This window comes from Microbacterium sp. 1.5R, assembly GCF_001889265.1.
GTDB lineage: Bacteria > Actinomycetota > Actinomycetes > Actinomycetales > Microbacteriaceae > Microbacterium.
Genome location: NZ_CP018151.1, coordinates 1,906,899 through 1,923,631, shown reverse-complemented (window position 1 = coordinate 1,923,631; position 16,733 = coordinate 1,906,899). Strand labels below are relative to the sequence as shown.

The 16,733-nt window shown below is 68.0% G+C and carries 14 protein-coding genes; 8 read left to right on the top strand and 6 right to left on the bottom strand.

Translation table 11 applies throughout. The annotated features are described in order from the left end of the window. Positions 1–8 precede the first annotated feature (8 nt). Positions 9–1,382 carry a dihydrolipoyl dehydrogenase gene (gene lpdA, locus BMW26_RS09080; RefSeq protein ID WP_072591321.1) on the bottom strand — a complete coding sequence of 458 codons (1,374 nt, stop codon included), beginning with the start codon at positions 1,380–1,382 and terminating at the stop codon, positions 9–11. A gap of 2 nt (positions 1,383–1,384) precedes the next feature. Then, on the bottom strand, positions 1,385–2,860 hold the full coding sequence (locus tag BMW26_RS09075) for a leucyl aminopeptidase (RefSeq protein WP_072591320.1): 1,476 nt from the start codon (positions 2,858–2,860) through the stop codon (positions 1,385–1,387). 103 nt (positions 2,861–2,963) lie between these two features. Between BMW26_RS09075 and BMW26_RS09070 the strand changes: the two genes are divergently transcribed. The 3 genes from BMW26_RS09070 (at position 2,964) to BMW26_RS09060 (ending at position 5,997) form a co-directional block, all read left to right on the top strand. Further along, positions 2,964–3,905, top strand: coding sequence for a proteasome assembly chaperone family protein (locus BMW26_RS09070; RefSeq protein ID WP_053096264.1), 942 nt, complete (start codon positions 2,964–2,966; stop codon positions 3,903–3,905). A gap of 167 nt (positions 3,906–4,072) precedes the next feature. Then, complete coding sequence (locus BMW26_RS09065; protein WP_053096261.1) at positions 4,073–5,305, top strand: RNA polymerase sigma factor; 1,233 nt, start codon at positions 4,073–4,075, stop codon at positions 5,303–5,305. Next, a complete protein-coding gene (locus tag BMW26_RS09060; protein WP_053096259.1) occupies positions 5,305–5,997 on the top strand; it encodes a coenzyme F420-0:L-glutamate ligase in 693 nt (230 codons plus the stop codon). The genes BMW26_RS09065 and BMW26_RS09060 overlap by 1 nt, the downstream gene beginning before the upstream one ends. 75 nt (positions 5,998–6,072) lie before the next feature. On the opposite strand, the gene BMW26_RS09055 is transcribed toward BMW26_RS09060, so the two are convergent. Then, a complete protein-coding gene (locus BMW26_RS09055; protein ID WP_072591319.1) occupies positions 6,073–7,089 on the bottom strand; it encodes a sugar-transfer associated ATP-grasp domain-containing protein in 1,017 nt (338 codons plus the stop codon). 79 nt (positions 7,090–7,168) lie between these two features. On the opposite strand from BMW26_RS09055, the gene BMW26_RS09050 reads away from it, so the two are divergent. Both BMW26_RS09050 and BMW26_RS09045 read left to right on the top strand, forming a co-directional pair. Continuing rightward, positions 7,169–7,876 carry an alanine racemase gene (locus BMW26_RS09050; protein ID WP_230101208.1) on the top strand — a complete coding sequence of 236 codons (708 nt, stop codon included), beginning with the start codon at positions 7,169–7,171 and terminating at the stop codon, positions 7,874–7,876. Beyond that, complete coding sequence (locus tag BMW26_RS09045; protein WP_072592293.1) at positions 7,873–8,913, top strand: alanine racemase; 1,041 nt, start codon at positions 7,873–7,875, stop codon at positions 8,911–8,913. The genes BMW26_RS09050 and BMW26_RS09045 overlap by 4 nt, the downstream gene beginning before the upstream one ends. A 54-nt stretch (positions 8,914–8,967) precedes the next feature. Here the strand turns inward: BMW26_RS09045 and BMW26_RS09040 are convergent, their stop codons facing one another. Next, positions 8,968–9,180, bottom strand: a complete 213-nt coding sequence (locus BMW26_RS09040; protein WP_042540282.1) for a DUF7455 domain-containing protein — start codon at positions 9,178–9,180, stop codon at positions 8,968–8,970. 182 nt (positions 9,181–9,362) lie between these two features. Here BMW26_RS09040 and BMW26_RS09035 point away from each other — a divergent pair, with 182 nt between their 5' ends. Continuing rightward, a complete protein-coding gene (locus BMW26_RS09035) occupies positions 9,363–11,465 on the top strand; it encodes a DNA topoisomerase IV subunit B (RefSeq protein WP_083569337.1) in 2,103 nt (700 codons plus the stop codon). 87 nt (positions 11,466–11,552) lie between these two features. Here the strand turns inward: BMW26_RS09035 and BMW26_RS09030 are convergent, their stop codons facing one another. After that, a complete protein-coding gene (locus BMW26_RS09030) occupies positions 11,553–13,994 on the bottom strand; it encodes a DNA gyrase/topoisomerase IV subunit A (RefSeq protein WP_082297818.1) in 2,442 nt (813 codons plus the stop codon). Between the two features lie 59 nt (positions 13,995–14,053). On the opposite strand from BMW26_RS09030, the gene BMW26_RS09025 reads away from it, so the two are divergent. Further along, the gene (locus BMW26_RS09025) at positions 14,054–15,175 is read left to right on the top strand and encodes an alkaline phosphatase family protein (protein WP_072591318.1); all 1,122 of its coding nucleotides are present in this window, start codon (positions 14,054–14,056) and stop codon (positions 15,173–15,175) included. Between the two features lie 27 nt (positions 15,176–15,202). On the opposite strand, the gene sepH is transcribed toward BMW26_RS09025, so the two are convergent. Continuing rightward, positions 15,203–16,237, bottom strand: a complete 1,035-nt coding sequence (gene sepH / locus BMW26_RS09020; protein WP_072591317.1) for a septation protein SepH — start codon at positions 16,235–16,237, stop codon at positions 15,203–15,205. A gap of 196 nt (positions 16,238–16,433) precedes the next feature. On the opposite strand from sepH, the gene BMW26_RS09015 reads away from it, so the two are divergent. Then, on the top strand, positions 16,434–16,727 hold the full coding sequence (locus BMW26_RS09015) for a DUF4193 domain-containing protein (protein ID WP_042540214.1): 294 nt from the start codon (positions 16,434–16,436) through the stop codon (positions 16,725–16,727). Positions 16,728–16,733 lie beyond the last annotated feature (6 nt).

The window sequence follows — 16,733 nt, the reverse complement described above, 5'->3', positions numbered from 1 at the left end:
GTTGGTGTTCAGAGGGCGTGCAGCGGCTTTCCGGCGAGCGCGAGGAAGGCTTCACCGAGCGCCTCGCTCTGTGTGGGATGCGCATGGATCAGGGGGGCGATGTCCTCGGGGTGGGCCTCCCACGCGACGGCCAGCTGGCCCTCGGTGATGAGCTCGCCCACTCGGTCGCCGAGCAGATGGACACCGATGACGGGCCCGTCCTTGAGCCGGACCACCTTCACGAGGCCGGCTGTGCCGATGATCTCGCTCTTGCCGTTGCCGGCGAGGTTGTACTCGTACGCCACGACAGCGTCGGCGCCGTGCTCGGTGACGGCAGCCTCCTCCGTGACGCCGACCGAGGCGACCTCGGGGCTCGAGTACGTGACCTTCGGGATCTGGATGTCGGGGACGTGCGCGGGGGAGAGACCGGCGATGCGTTCCGCGACGGCGATGCCCTGCTGGAAACCGCGGTGAGCGAGCTGCAGACCGGGCGTGATGTCTCCGACGGCCCAGAGCCCGGGCACACCGGTGCGCAGGTCCTGATCGACCGTGACGAAACCACGATCGAGAGCCACGCCGGCCTCTTCGAAGCCGAGGTCGGCCGTGACCGGACCTCGTCCGACCGCCACGAGAAGGTAGTCGGCGGTGAACTCCTTGCCGTCCTCCAGTGTGACGGTCACCGAGCTGTCGTCCTGCGTGGCGCTCTGGTAGCGGATTCCGAGGGAGTACTGGATGCCGCGGCGGCGGAACGCCCGTTCGAGGCCCTTGCTCATCGCGATGTCCTCGTTGGGCACCAGGTGCGGCAGCGCTTCGATGATGGTGACCTCGGTGCCGAACGAACGCCAGACGCTGGCGAACTCCACGCCGATCACGCCGCCGCCGAGCACGAGCACGCGCTCGGGGATCACGTCGAGCGACAGCGCCTGTTCGCTGGTGAGGATCCGCCCGCCGATCTCGAGCCCCGGGAGGGTCCGGCTGTACGAGCCGGTGGCGAGGATGACATCGGCGCCGACGTAGACGTCGTCGCCCACGCTCACCGACCGGTCGGCGTTCAGGCGACCGAAGCCGGCGACGGTCGTGATGCCGCGGGCCTTCACCAGGCCCTCGAGGCCCTTGTACTTCTTCGCGACGATCCCCTCGCGGTATGCGCGCACCCCGGCGGGGTCGATTCCGTCGAGGGTCGCGGAGATGCCGACGTGGGCGGCGTCTCGCACATGCTCGGCGACCTCGGCCGCGTGCAGCAGCGCCTTCGTCGGGATGCAGCCGCGGTGCAGGCAGGTGCCGCCGACCTTGTCCTTCTCGATGAGCGCGACGGACTTGCCGAGCTCGCTCGCACGCAGAGCAGCGGCGTACCCGCCGCTGCCTCCGCCCAGGACGACGATGTCGAAGGTGTGCGTGGTCATGGTCATGCCTCCTTGTGGGATGCTTCGGCGAACGCGATGATCGACCGGACCATCGCTCCGGTGGGGCCCTTGTCGGTGAAGCCGTACGGTGCGCCGTTGTGCTCGCCGGAGCCGGCGATGTCGAGGTGCACCCACGGGATGCGCGGGGCGTCCTTCTCGTCGGAGACCCGGCCGACGAAGCGGCGCAGGAAGAGGCCGGCGTACGACGCGCCACCCATCCGATCGCTCATGTTGGCGTTCTGCATGTCGGCGATGGGGGAGTCCAGCGAGTCCTCCATGTAGGCCGGGAGCGGCATGTGCCACGCGAGCTCATCGGCGGCGTCGGCGGCGGCGAGGAACTCCGCGACGGCGTCGTCGTCACCGAACACGCCGGTGTGGCGGTGCCCGAGAGCCATCACGATCGCTCCGGTGAGAGTCGCGACGTCGATGATGACGTCGGGGTTCTCGCGGCTGGCCGCGACGAGGCCGTCGGCCATGACCAGGCGCCCCTCTGCATCCGTGTTCGGAACCTCGACGGTCGTGCCGTCGAGGATGCGGATGACGTCTCCCGGACGCAATGCGCGACCTGACGGCATGTTGTCGGTGATGCAGAGCCAAGCGGTGACGTGCACGGGCAGGGCGAGAGCGGCGATCGCCCGCAGTGCTGCGACGCTCGTCGCGGCACCGGCCATGTCGAACTTCATGCCGACCATCGAGGCCGCCGGCTTGAGTGACAGCCCACCGGTGTCGAACGTGATCCCCTTGCCGACGAGTGCGATGTGACGTGTGGCGTTCGCGGGTGCGTAGTCGAGACGGACGAGGCGCGGCGGCCTGTCGGAGCCCTGCGCGACGCCGAGGATACCGCCGAAGCCCTGTTCGGCGAGCGACTTCTCGTCGAGGATCTCCACCGAGACATCCGCCAGCCCGTCGACGCTGTCGGCTGCGCTCTGTGCGAGCTGGGCCGGGCTCTGCCACTCGGCCGGGACGAACACGAGATCCTTGATGAGGGCCATCGCCTCGCCGACGGCGATGGACCTGGAGAGTGCGGACTCGTCGAGGTCGGCATGCAGCAGGACGGAAGACGCGCGGGTCTTGCCCGACTCCTTGCGGTAGCCGTCGAACCGGTAGCCGCCGAGCACGGCGCCCTCTGCGGCGGCGGCCGCGAACTGCTCGAGACCGGGAGCCAGGGCCACCGAGACCGTCTCGAAGCCGGTCAGAGACCGGAGGGCTGTGCCTACGGCGTTGCGCACGGCGGAGGCATCGGGCTCAGGGCCTACGCCGACGACGGCGAACGGCAGGGTCGTGACCTCGGGGGCGTAGGCCCGCGTGAACGACGAGGCCGAGCCGGTGTGCCCGACGGCCTGCAGGGAATCGGCGAGTCCGGGGTAGCCGGTCAGCGACTCTGCGGAGTCCGAGATCTCGGGGATGACGAGCACTGCGGCGTCTGCAGCGCTTCCTGGGAACTGATCTGAGGTGCGCGAGAGCGCGGGAAGCGTCATACCTCCATCCTAGGAGGGTCGCGCGCCCGGGCGCCGGGCGGGTGTTCGCTCTCAGCTTGAAGGTCACCGCCCGGCCGTCCGAAGCTGCTCGTAGCATTGACTCATGCCCTTCTCCGGAGAGATCCATGAACGTGTAGCGAACGCACCGGTCGTGCCGCGCGGACTGCCCCTTGTCCTGCTCCTGACGGGTTTCACCGACGCAGGCAGCGCCGTCTCCGGGCTCATCGAGCACCTTCGCGAGACGACGTCGCCCGAGCCGATCGCCGTCTTCGACAACGACGTGCTGCTGGACTACCGCGCCCGCCGCCCGGTGATCTCCTTCGACCAGGATCACCTGACCGAGTTCCGTCCTGCCCGGCTGGAGCTCTCGCTCGCGACCGACGCCCTCGGCCAGAAGTTCCTCCTCCTCGCCGGTTACGAGCCGGACTTCGCCTGGAACGAGTTCGCGCGCACCGTGCTCGAGCTCGCCGACGAATTCGAGGTCTCCGGGCTCAACTGGGTGCACTCGATCGCGATGCCGGTCCCGCACACCCGCCCCATCGGCACGACGGTGAGCGGCAACCGCCGTGAGCTCACCGTGGCTCACTCGGTATGGCGCCCGCGCACCCAGGTGCCGGCCACTGCGGGGCATCTCCTCGAATTCCGCTTCGCGGAGCACGGCGAGCGCGTCGTCGGGTTCGTGCTGCTCGTACCGCACTACCTCGCCGAGACCGAGAACCCCGACGCCGTGATCGCGGCAGCCGAGAAGCTGATGGCCGCCACGGGCCTGGTCATCCTGCTCGATGAGGTGCAGGAGCGCCGCCAGGACTACCTCACGCGCGTCGACGACCAGGTGCTGGGCAACGATGAGCTGCAGCAGATGGTGCAGGGGCTCGAGCGCCGCTACGACGCGTATATGGCCGGTCGTGATCCTGAGGACGGGTCGTACGACGAGGGCGGATTCAACGAGCGCGACCTGCCGAGCGCGGATGAGCTCGCCGCAGAACTCGAGCGCTACCTCGCCTCGCGCCCCAGCGGCGACGAGGACAAGCCGGGTCGCGGCTGACATCGAGCGAGCGAACTTGGGCGGATTGCACCTGCATGCCCACACGTGTGCGATACTAGGACTCTGACCCGTTGTCAATCGATCTTTCCGGAGATCGGACTTGACAAGGGTCTTACTAGTGTCCGAAATGCTCCGGGGCCTGCGAGCGGCCCCGTGAAAGGCGAAACGTGACTCCTGCCACGACGAAGAAGACCCGGACGAAGAAGACCGCCGACGCTCCCGAGGTCGATGCTCCGGTCGAGGAGGCCGCTGAGAAGCCGGCGCCCAAGACCGCCGCGCAGCGTGCCGCTGCCAAGCGCGCGCCCGCGAAGAAGAAGAAGGCCGATGACATCGTCGAAGACGACGAGACTCCTCCCGCCGCAGAGCCCGATGAGGACGACGAGGACTCCAAGCCGAAGTTCACCGAGCCTCTGCCCACGGGAGCGATCGTCATCTCGTCGAACGACGACGAAGACGTGCCCGTCTACTCCACCCAGATCACCGGTGCGACCGCCGACCCTGTCAAGGACTACCTGAAGCAGATCGGAAAGGTCGCCCTGCTGAACGCGGCCGAAGAGGTCGAGCTCGCGATGCGCATCGAGGCCGGCCTGTTCGCCGAGGAGAAGCTCTCCACGATGACGGCCGCCGAGAAGGCCAGCCAGCTCGGGCTCGACCTGCAGTGGGTCGCCCGCGACGGTCAGCGCGCGAAGAGCCACCTGCTCGGTGCGAACCTCCGTCTCGTCGTCTCGCTCGCCAAGCGCTACACCGGCCGCGGCATGCAGTTCCTGGACCTGATCCAGGAGGGCAACCTCGGTCTGATCCGCGCCGTCGAGAAGTTCGACTACACCAAGGGCTTCAAGTTCTCGACGTACGCCACCTGGTGGATCCGTCAGGCGATCACCCGCGCGATGGCAGACCAGGCCCGCACCATCCGCATCCCCGTGCACATGGTCGAGGTCATCAACAAGCTCGCCCGAGTGCAGCGCCAGATGCTGCAGGACCTGGGCCGTGAGCCCACGCCCGAAGAGCTCAGCCGCGAGCTGGACATGACGCCCGAGAAGGTCGTCGAGGTGCAGAAGTACGGCCGCGAGCCGATCTCCCTGCACACGCCTCTCGGTGAGGACGGCGACAGCGAGTTCGGTGACCTCATCGAGGACACCGAGGCAGTGGTCCCCGCGGATGCCGTGGGCTTCACGATGCTGCAGCGTCAGCTGGAGCAGCTGCTCGACTCGCTCTCCGAGCGTGAGGCCGGTGTCATCCGGATGCGCTTCGGACTCGGCGACGGACAGCCCAAGACCCTCGACCAGATCGGTGACACGTTCGGCGTGACGCGTGAGCGCATCCGTCAGATCGAGTCGAAGACGATGGCGAAGCTCCGCCACCCGAGCCGCTCGCAGTCGCTGCGGGACTACCTCGAGTGATGCAGGCGAACGAAGGCAAGGCGCTCGAAGCGAGCGTCGACGGCAAGAACTATGCGCGCATCCCGCTGCGGACGCGAGTCGTCATGCCGAACGACGACCTCGACTCCGTCGTCCTGGAGTACGCGAAGGAAGCTGTTCAGCCGGGTGACCTGCTGTTCGTGACCGAGAAGATCGTGGCGATCACGCAGGGCCGGTCGTACCGGCTCGACGAGATCACGCCCCGTCCGCTTGCGCGCTTCCTGTCGCGATACGTCGTCCGCACCTCCTACGGCATCGGTCTCGGCATGCCCGAGACGATGGAGATGGCGCTGCGCGAATGCGGCACCCTGCGGATCCTCTTCGCAGCCGGCGTCTCGGTGATCACCAAGGCCTTCGGGCGTCGCGGTGACTTCTACCGCATCGCGGGTGACAAGGCACGCGCCATCGACGGCCCGACGAAGAACACGATCCCGCCGTACAACCAGGCGGTCGTCCTCGGACCGAAGAACCCGCGCGAGGTGGCCCTCCGTCTGAAGAAGATGCTCGGCGGAGACCTCGAGGTCGCCGTCGTCGACATCAACGACATCGGCGGCAACATCCTCGGCTCGACGCTCGACAAGGCGGGGGAGCGTCGGCTCGTCCAGATCCTGGGCGACAATCCTCTCGGACAGGCGACGCAGTCGACCCCGATGGGGATCGTCCGCGAGGTCTGACCTCCGCGTGATCGACGCCTCAGCAAGAAGGGCCCGGATGCTCAGCATCCGGGCCCTTCTTCATGCCTGCCGCGGTCAGAACCCGATCGCGGCCTGGTAGCGCGGCTTGTGCCCTGTGCGGATCCCGGTGACGCTCGGCTTGTTCTCGTACACGCCGGCGCCCCAGTTGCCCTCGACGAGCACCGGACCGTCAGGCGTGACCACGACATCCCAGCCGACGTACTGGATCTGCGGTACGACGCGCGCGACCTGATCGACGAACTCGCGGACCTCGTCCATCATGGGCAGCTGGAAGTCGGCGATCGGGAAGCCGGAGTCCGGGTGCGTGACGTGCACGTGGCCGTGAGAGTCGTATCCGGATCCCACAGAGTGACCGTTCTCGTCGAGCATCGTGTAGAAGCCGCCGAAGCTCATCTGGTCGCTCACCGCTCCGCGTCCGAACTTCTGGGCCATCGCGAGGATGTGCGTCTTCTCGCCATCGAAGAATGCGGTGATGCGGGTGGTGTTCACGGTGCCGGGGCACACGGCCGCGAGGTCGGCGTGCTGGCGGATGACCTCTTCGACGAGGACCTGCTTCTTCGAGAGCAGCTCGGCGTGGAACGCATCCCAGTCGGTCACGTCGGCGGCGTGGTAGCGGTGGACACCCGTGCCCGCCTGGCCGTGCGTCTCCTTCACGACGATCGTGCCCTGGCGCTCGGTGAATGAACGCAGGTCGTCTGCGTTGCCCTGCGTGATGAGCATCCACTCCCTCTTGAGGAAGGCATCGAAGACGGCGTTGAACTCTGCCTTGTCATGGAACAGGTGCCGATAGTCGGGGTGGTCGTACTTCTGCGAGATCTCGTTCGACACGGGGTGGGTCATGAACGTGTCGCGCTCCGCCTTGGTGAGGATCGCGAAGTCGTAGTCGATGTAGTCCTGGAACCCGACGTTGTGGCGGCCCGCTGACCACAGCATGTCGACGACCACGAGGGGAACGGCCTTGCCGTGCTGAGAAGACGCCTCTTTGGCCCTCTCGATGACCGAGGCGACGTCGATGCGGCGAGCACGCGCCAGCAGATAGCGGACGCGGGGCGCGAGGGAAAAGCGTGACATGGATCTCCAAGTTCGGGGTCCCCTCCAGTCTACGGTGGGTGCGTGGAGCATCCTGAGAAGGCGGAGCTAGGCTGGAAACGTGTGTGAGAAGACATCCAGCTCCCGCCCGCGCGCGATGATCTCGCGGTCGGCGCTCGCGGTCGCATCCGCTGCCGCCGTCGATGCAGGGGGACGCGTCGCCGACCTCCGCCGCGATGCCTGGGGGCATGGGGTGCTCTCCGTCGCACACGCGGTGGTCGCCGCCGGTGCGGAGGCCGTGCTGGTCGACCATGCCGAGGAAGTCGAGGCCCTGGCTCTCGAAGGCATCGACGCCGTGACGACCGGCGCACCGGATATCGACCCCTTCCTGCTCTACGGGCTCCCCGATGCGGAGGGAGCACTGAGCGCGAGGCCGGTCATGCGGCTCGTCGGCAGAGTGCTCTCCACGAAGCCGCTCAGGGCCGGAGACGCGGTCTCCTACGGCTACACCCATCGAGTGGCCCATGACACGACGGCCGCACTCATCACCGGCGGCTACGCCCAGGGGATCGTGCGCGCGCTGGGCAATGCCGCCCACGTGGAGATCGACGGTGTGCAGCGCCCGATCATCGGGCGTGTCGCGATGGATGTGTGCGTGATAGATCTGCAGGGATCCGCCGCCGTCACCGTGGGCGCCGAGGCCACCTACTTCGGAGGTCGCGGGCCGGCCGCTCCCGGGCTCGCCCGATGGAGCGCCGTCACCGGACTCACGATCGCCGAGCTCGTCACCGTCGCGGGGGCACACGCGGAGCGGGGGTGGGAGGCATGAGTCGGCCGGAGCTGCGGATCGACACCGACCTGTTCCGAGCGAACATCCGCGCGGTCCGCGATCGCATCGCCCCGTCGGAGCTCATGGTCGTCCTCAAGGACGACGCGTACGGTCACGGACTCCGGTGGGCCGTCGAGGCGGCGAAGGACACGGGCGTCGAGTGGTACGGGTCATACGACGTCCGAAGCGGGGTCGAAGCACGACGCGTGCTCGGCGACACCGGTCGGATCTTCGCGTGGGTCACCTCGACGGACGAGGAGATCGACGACGCGCTGCGCGCCGACATCGACCTCGGCGTCGGATCGGCGGAGTACCTGGCGCGCATCACCGCCAGGGCTGCGCATGCCGGCGCGCGGGCACGGATCCACCTCAAGATCGACACGGGGCTGCGTCGCAACGGTCTGCTCCCGGCCGAGTGGGAGCGCACCGTCGCCGATGTGCGCGCGGGTGAAGCGGCGGGACACCTCGAGCTCGCCGGGATCTGGAGCCATCTCGCCGAGGCGAGCGACGACGAGGACGACGATGCTCAGGCCCTGTTCCTCGATGCCGTCCGTGTCGTGGAGCAGTCCGGACCGACGCCCGAGGCGCTGCACCTGACGGCATCCGCTGCGTCCTGGTGGCGGCCGGAGCTCCGCGGCTCGCTGTCTCGGATCGGGGCGTTCTGCTACGGCGTCCGCTCGGCGGAGGGACCCGACCTGCCGGGTGTCACGCCGGTGGCCGAGCTCACGGCGACGGTCCGGAAGATCGTGGACGGGAACGCTCAGGTCGGCGTCGGGTCGTTCGACGGCATCCCGTCCACTCTCGCGGGAGCAGACGTGGGCACCCCGGGCGGATCTCGCGAGCTGCTGCGGATCGACGAGACGACGTCGCTGGTCCAGGGGTGGCCGGGGATGCAGATCGGCGACTCGGTCTGGCTGTTCGGCGCGGGCGAGCACGGAGAAGCGAGTGCGACGACCCTCGCCGAGCGCGTCGACTCCGTCGGCGAGGAGATCCTCACCCGGCTCACGAGCCGCGTGCGCCGGGTCACCACCCCTTAACGAAGGCGGAGCCCGTCTGATGACGGGCTCCGAGGCGGATCGAACCGCGATCGATCAGTCAATCAGTCGTGCGGTCTCGTCGTGCCAGCTCGTTGCGATGCTGCGGAGCTTCTCTTCGTACTTGCGACCGTGGTGGGCGCAGAACAGGAGCTCGGATCCGTTGACCTCGGCGGCGATGTAGGCCTGAGCGCCACATGAATCACAGCGATCCATGGCGGTCAGGCGGAACTCGACGGCGGAGGTCTCACGTTCGGTCGTTGCGTTCATCTCGGGGCCTCCTTGAGTGTCGGGTTCGCTGGCTGGGCGTGTTCAATACAACCACGCTGGGGCTGTGTGCATGCCCGGTTTGCGGCGTGTTTCGCTCAGCGCGTACGCGCGGGTGCCGTACTGAGGGCTCCCGGGGAGTGTCTGCGGCTGGTGGAGAGGCATCGCGAATAGACTCGGAGATTGTGACCGCCGAGTATTCCGCCCATCATCTCCAGGTGCTCGAAGGGCTCGAGGCCGTCCGCAAGCGCCCAGGTATGTACATCGGCTCGAACGGATCCCCGGGCCTGATGCACTGCCTCTGGGAGATCATCGACAACGCCGTCGACGAGGCCGTCGCGGGCAACGGCTCGAAGATCGACATCATCCTGCATGAGGACGGCAGTGTCGAGGTCCACGACCGCGGTCGCGGCATCCCCGTCGACGTCGAACCGCGCACCGGTCTCACCGGCGTCGAGGTCGTCTTCACGAAGCTGCATGCCGGCGGCAAGTTCGGTGGAGGCTCGTACGCGGCATCCGGTGGCCTGCACGGTGTGGGCGCCTCTGTGGTGAACGCCCTCTCGGAGCGGCTCGACGTCGAGGTAGACCGAGGTGGCAAGACCTATGCCATGTCGTTCCATCGCGGCGAGCCCGGACTCTTCGCCGACAAGGGTGAGAAGCGGCCGGACGCTCCGTTCACCCCGTTCCAGGACAAGAGCGAGCTGCGGGTCGTCGGCAAGGCGCCGCGCGGCACGAGCGGAACACGTATCCGCTATTGGGCGGATCACCAGATCTTCACGAAGGATGCCGCGTTCCAGCTCAACGACCTGGTGACTCGCGCACGTCAGACGGCGTTCCTCGTCCCAGGGCTGGAACTCGTGATCCGCGACGAGCGCGCGGCCAACGGCGCCGAGGTCGAGGGCCAGCCGATCGAGACGTCCTACCGGTACGACGGCGGCATCTCGGAGTTCGTCGAGTACCTCGCGAACGACGCTCCCGTCACCGACACCTGGCGCATCCAGGGCGAAGGCACGTTCAAAGAGACAGTGCCGGTGCTGCAGGCCGACGGCCACATGATCGCCACAGATGTGGAGCGCGTCTGCGCCGTCGACATCGCGATGCGGTGGGGCACCGGCTACGACACGACCACGCGGTCGTTCGTCAACATCATCGCGACCCCCAAGGGCGGCACCCACCAGCAGGGCTTCGAGCAGGAGCTGCTCAAGGTGCTGCGCTCGCAGGTCGAGCAGAACGCACGTCGATTGAAGGTCGGCAGCAACGACAAGCTCGAGAAGGACGACGTCCTCGCCGGGCTCACCGCGGTGCTCACGGTGAACGTCCCCGAGCCGCAGTTCGAGGGCCAGACGAAGGAGATCCTCGGCACCCCGGCCGTACGTCAGATCGTGGCCCAGGTGCTCCGGAAGGATCTCGGCGCCCGATTCAGCTCAACGAAGCGCGACGACAAGAGCCAGTCGACGCAGCTGCTCGACAAGGTGGTCGCGGAGATGAAGGCACGAGTCTCCGCTCGTGCCCACAAGGAGACCCAGCGCCGAAAGAACGCGCTCGAGTCCTCGACCCTTCCGACCAAGCTGGTCGACTGCCGCACGAACGAGGTGGAGCGCAGCGAGCTGTTCATCGTCGAGGGAGACTCCGCGCTCGGCACAGCGAAGAACGCGCGGAACAGCGAGTTCCAGGCGCTGCTGCCCATTCGCGGAAAGATCCTCAACGTCCAGAAGGCGTCGGTCGGCGACATGCTGTCGAACGCCGAGTGCGCATCGATCATCCAGGTGATCGGTGCGGGCTCCGGCCGCAGCTTCGACATCGACGCCGCGCGGTACGGCAAGGTCATCCTGATGAGCGACGCCGATGTCGACGGCGCGCACATCCGCACGCTCCTGCTCACGCTGTTCTATCGCTACATGCGGCCGCTCATCGAGCATGGCCGCGTGTTCGCCGCGGTGCCGCCGCTGCACCGCGTGATCGTGATGAATCCGGGCTCCAAGCCCAACGAGACCATCTACACCTACAGCGAGCAGGAGATGCACGCCCTTCTCGCCAAGCTCCGCAAGTCGGGCAAGCGGTGGCACGAGCCGATTCAGCGTTACAAGGGACTCGGCGAGATGGACGCGGAGCAGCTCGCCACGACCACCATGGAACGCGGCGGCCGCCTGCTGCGCCGGGTGCGCATGGAGGATGCCGAGGCGGCGGGTCGCGTGTTCGAGCTGCTGATGGGCAACGAGGTCGCGCCTCGACGTGAGTTCATCATCGATTCGTCCGATCGCCTCTCCCGGGAATCGATCGACGCCTGATCGGTCAGCGCCTCAGCGCCAGAGCCGCGCGGTAGACGTCGAGCAGCGCGTCGCGGTGGGCGTTCGGCAAGCGGCGTGGAACAGCGCTCAGACCAGAGTGCGGCCGATGCTCCCGATCACGCCGTCCACCGGCTGACCCGATGCGTCGCGTCGTGCGCCGGGTTCGGGGAGCTTGCGCACCGCACCCGTCGGATCGACGGCCTGCGCCGGGCTCGGCCCGACCCAGGCGACCATGAGGCGGTCCTCGCCCTTCAGGAAGGCGTGGGCACGGACTCCGCCGGTCGCTCGGCCCTTCGAGGGATACTCCGCGAACGAGGTCACCTTGGCACGTCCCGGTTCGGTACCGGGCAGGCTGCTGTCGGAACCGGAGACCGTGGCGACGACGGCATCGGCATCCGGAGTGACAGCGCCGAAGAACAGCACGGACGCGCCGGCCCCCAGCTTCATGCCCGCCATGCCGCCGGCCGGTGCTCCCTGCGGGCGCACCGCTGAGGCCGAGAAGCGCAGCAGCTGGGCATCCGTGGTCACGAACACGAGGTCTGCGTCATCCTGAGCCTCGACAGCACCCACGACCGTGTCGCCGGGCTTCATGCCGATGACCTCGAGGTCGGGACGCACGGGGAGCGTGGAGGGAACGATCCGCTTGACTGTGCCCTGGGCCGTGCCCAGGGCGATCGGGACGTCGCTGTCGAAGCGCACGAACGCGAGGATCCGCTCTCCGCGGGTGGTGATCCCGAGGTAGTCGCGCAGCGGCGCGCCTGCTGCGAGCTGCACGGAAGACGACGGTACCGACGGCAGATCGACGGGGGAGAAGCGCAGCACGCGCCCTTCCGTCGTCAGTGCACCGATCTCCGCGCGCACCGTCGTGTCGACGGTGGTCAGGATCGCGTCGTGCTTGCTCCGTCGGGCCGGCAGCGTGAGCTCCTGCCCCTCGGCGAGGTCCACGCGCACGGCGCGTCCGGTCGTCGACAGCACGAGCACGGTGGGAGCATCGGCGATCTGCAGGTCGACGGCCCCCTTCGTCGCGCGCGGCTTCGGGGGCGCGGCGTTCATCAGGAGCGTACGGCGAGGAGTGCCGTAGGCCTCGGCTGCGGCATCCAACTCCTGTGCGACCACTGCGCGCAGCAGGGCCTCACTCGACAGGAGATCGCGGAGTCTGGCGATCTCGGCGAGCAGCGCGTCGCGCTCGGTCTCGAGCTCGATGCGCGAGAACTTCGTCAGACGCCGCAGGCGCAGCTCGAGGATGTACTCCGCCTGCAGTTCGCTGAGGTCGAAGACGGACCGCAGTCGTGCGCGCGCCTGCTCGGAGTCGTCGGAGGAGCGGATGACCTGGATGACCTCGTCGATGTCGAGGATCGCGATGAGGAGCCCCTCGACGAGATGCAGACGCTCTTCGCGGCGAGCGAGGCGATAGCGGCTGCGGCGCGTGATGACCTCGAGCCGGTGCGCGACATAGACGCGCAGCATCTCCTTGAGCCCGAGGGTGCGCGGCTGGCCGTCGACCAGAGCCACATTGTTGATGCTGAAGGAATCCTCGAGAGGCGTGAGCCGGTAGAGCTGCTCGAGGACGGCGTTGGGGTCGAACCCGGTCTTGATGCCGATCGCGACGCGCAGGCCGTGGTTGCGGTCGGTGAGGTCGGTCACGTCGCTGATGCCCTGCAGCTTCTTCGACTGGACGGCATCACGGATCTTCTCGATCAGTCGCTCCGGCCCGACCATGTACGGCAGCTCGGATACGACGATGCCGGTGCGCCGCGGGCCGAGTGGCTCGACCGACACCTTGCCGCGCACCTTCAATGCGCCGCGTCCGGTCGCGTATGCGTCCTTGACTCCGTCGAGACCCATCAGGATGCCGCCCGAGGGGAAGTCCGGTCCGGGGACGAACTCCATGAGCTCTTCGGTCGTCGCGTCGGGATTCTCGAGCAGGTGGGTGGCGGCGGCGACGACCTCGATCAGGTTGTGCGGTGCCATGTTGGTCGCCATGCCGACGGCGATACCGCTCGCTCCGTTGACGAGCAGGTTCGGGAAAGCTGCGGGCAGCACGGACGGCTGCTGGAACTGGCCGTCGTAGTTCGGGATGAAATCGACGACGTCCTCGTCGAGGTTCTCGGTGAGCGCCATCGCGGGGGAGGCGAGACGCGCCTCGGTGTAGCGCGCAGCCGCGGGACCATCGTCGAGCGAGCCGAAGTTGCCGTGTCCGTCGACCAGCGGCACGCGCAGCGCCCACTCCTGGGCGAGGCGCACGAGGGCGTCGTAGATCGCCGAGTCGCCGTGCGGGTGCAGCTTTCCCATGACCTCGCCCACGACGCGGGCGCTCTTGACGTGACCGCGGTCGGGACGGAGACCCATCTCGGCCATCTGATACAGGATGCGTCGCTGCACGGGCTTCAGGCCGTCGCGAGCGTCGGGCAGAGCCCGCGAGTAGATCACCGAGTAGGCGTACTCGAGGAAGGAACCCTGCATCTCTGTCTCGAGATCGATGTCCTGGATACGCTCAGGGGCGAGCTCGGCAGGCGGGGTCTTCGGCATGGGCATCCTGAATGGTGCGAGGCTGAGGGCGTACGGGAGCCTGTGTCAGACTGGCTCGGATGTCCCTCATTCTACCGTCCGAGTCGCCGGCAGCCCGGAGCGTCGTCGGGGTGGCGGACGACGTGTTCGCCGCTCTGCGCGGTGAGTCCGCGACCCTGCCGCGGGCTGAGTCCGTCGTCCTCGTGCTCATCGACGGCCTCGGCGCCATCAGTCTGCGCGCCCATGCCGGCCACGCCAGAGCGCTCACCGCCGGCATGGCGAAGAAGGATGTCGCCCATTCGGTCTTCCCGTCGACCACCGCGGCGGCTCTCACCAGCATCCTCACGGGCACATGGCCCGGCCAGCATGGACTGGTCGGCTACCGGGTCCTCGATCCCGACAGGGACGTGCTGGTCAACCAGCTCACGGGCTGGGAATCGGAAGGTCTCGATCCGGCGACGTGGCAGGCGGCTCCGACGGTCTTCGAGCGCGCCAGGTCAGAGGGTCGTCCGACCTTCGCCGTCGGCGTCGCGGCGTACGCGGGGAGCGGGTTCACCCGTGCGACGCTGCGCGGTGCCGACTTCGTCGCCGCCCAGACACCCGCCGAGCGAGTGGAGGCCGCATACGACCTCGCGGAGCGCCACCCGGGCTCGCTCGTCTACTGCTACCTGCCCGAGGCCGACAAGGCGGGGCACAGATACGGCCTCGACTCCGCGCACTGGATCGCCGCGCTCGAGGAGATCGACGCCGCGCTCTCACGACGTGTGCCGCCGGGTGTCGGTGTGCTCGTAACGTCGGACCACGGCATGCTCGACGTGCCGGCGCACCGGCAGATCGTTCTCGAGGCAGAGCACCTCGAGGGAGTTCGCCATCTCGGTGGGGAACCGCGGATGCTGCACGTCTATGTCGAACCGGATGCCGACGCATCTGCGGTCGCCGAGCGGTGGGTTCGTGACCTCGACGGCGTCGCTGATGTCGGAACCCGGGATCAGGTGATCGCGGCGGGGTTGTTCGGCCCGGAGGTGACCGAGGCGGCCTCATCGCGGATCGGCGATGTCCTCGTCGTGGCCCGGGGCAACGGTGCCGTCTACGACGGCACGGCTGCAGACCAGCGCGGCCGTGGAATGATCGGGCAGCACGGGGGGCTGACTCCGGAAGAGCGTCAGGTTCCGCTGCTCAGGTTCGGAGCCTTCGCGCGCTGAGTTCTCGCACTCGTGCCACATGTTGGTCTACTCGTCGGTGCGGGCCCCGAAGACGATCTCGTCCCACGACGGCATCGCGTTGCGGCGTCGACGGCGACCGTTGCCCTCGTTCGCGGGCTCCGGTGCGGGCTCCGGCTCGTCACTCTCCGCAGGAACGCTCTCGAAGGCGTCGAACAGCGCGATCGGACTCTGGTCCGTGTTCTCCTCGTCCGGCTCGTCGAGGATCGGCGCGGTCTCGCGCTGACCCCGCCGGCGTCGCAACGCCTCGAGCAGGTCGGCGGTCTCGGGGCTCGTCGTCGCGGACTCCGGCGCGCGCTTGATCGCGGCGTCCTGCGCCGCTGCCATCGAGCGCTCTGGGGCGATGCTGTCGTCGACCTCGGCTTCGGGCGCCGGGAGCAGACGTGGTCCGAATGCGCCGGAGTCGAAACGGCTGTCGTCCTTGTAGGGCGATGCCTGCCGTTCGGCCTCGACGGCGCGCAGTCGCGGGATGAGTCCGTCCGGCAGCGAGCCCTGGCGAGACAGCTGGGTCGCGTCGGCGTTGAGCGGTGCGAGGGCGCTGCGGCGGGGGTCGAAGCTCCAGCGAGCGTCGTGCTCGACCTCGTTGGCGGTGAACTCGAGCTTGATGATCCAGCCGCTCTCGTCCTTCCAGCTCGCCCAGCGCTCGGCAGAGGCCTCGACCTCTGACAGCTTGGCTCGGATCGCGGTGCCGAAAGTCGGCTGAGCGTCGGGCTCGACATCGCTGCCGATCAGGACGGGTACGGCGAGCGCCTGGCCGATGACGTGCTCGCGCTCGGCGAGAACGGGTCCTTCGAAGCGGATGACGTCGTCGACGCCGATGCCGAGGAGGGCCGCGACCTCGGGCGCCGTGAGACCGGCGCGGATCTGAGCCTGGATGTCGCGCGGGCTCGCCGCGAGACGCTGAGCAGCCGGCTCGCTCTGTCGCCTCGCCCGACGGATCTCTCGGTGCAGGACGTCGTCGATGGGCAGCGCGAACCGCTCGCCCGACTCGGTCGCGAGTACGAGCAGTCCTGCTTCTGTGCCGACGATGGTGACGTTTTCCATGCGAATGCCCCTCTGATGGGTGTGCGTTCATGGTGTCACGCGGGGCCGCTCAGAACCGGGAATAGTCTGGGCGTGCCGTGAGTTTGGTCTGTCGCAGCCGCGGGCATTTGCTTATTCCTCCGCGGTCATGCAAACTATGGCCGCCGATTACCCCGACGGCGCACCACCCACTCGCATGAAAGTGGAGATTTACCACATGGCAACCGACTACGACGCTCCCCGCAAGAGTGAAGACGACTCCGAGTCGATCGAAGCCCTCAAGGAGCGTGTGCCGGACAAGCTCTCCGGCTCATCGGGAGACGAAGACGCGGACAACCCGTCCAGCTTCGACCTCCCGGGAGCGGATCTCTCCGACCTCGAGCTCGATGTCGTCGTGCTGCCCGCGCAGCAGGACGAGTTCACCTGCATGAACTGCTTCCTCGTGAAGCACCGTTCTCAGCTCGACCACGAGGGCGCATCCGGCCCCATCTGCAAGGAGTGCGCCGCCTGAGCGCAC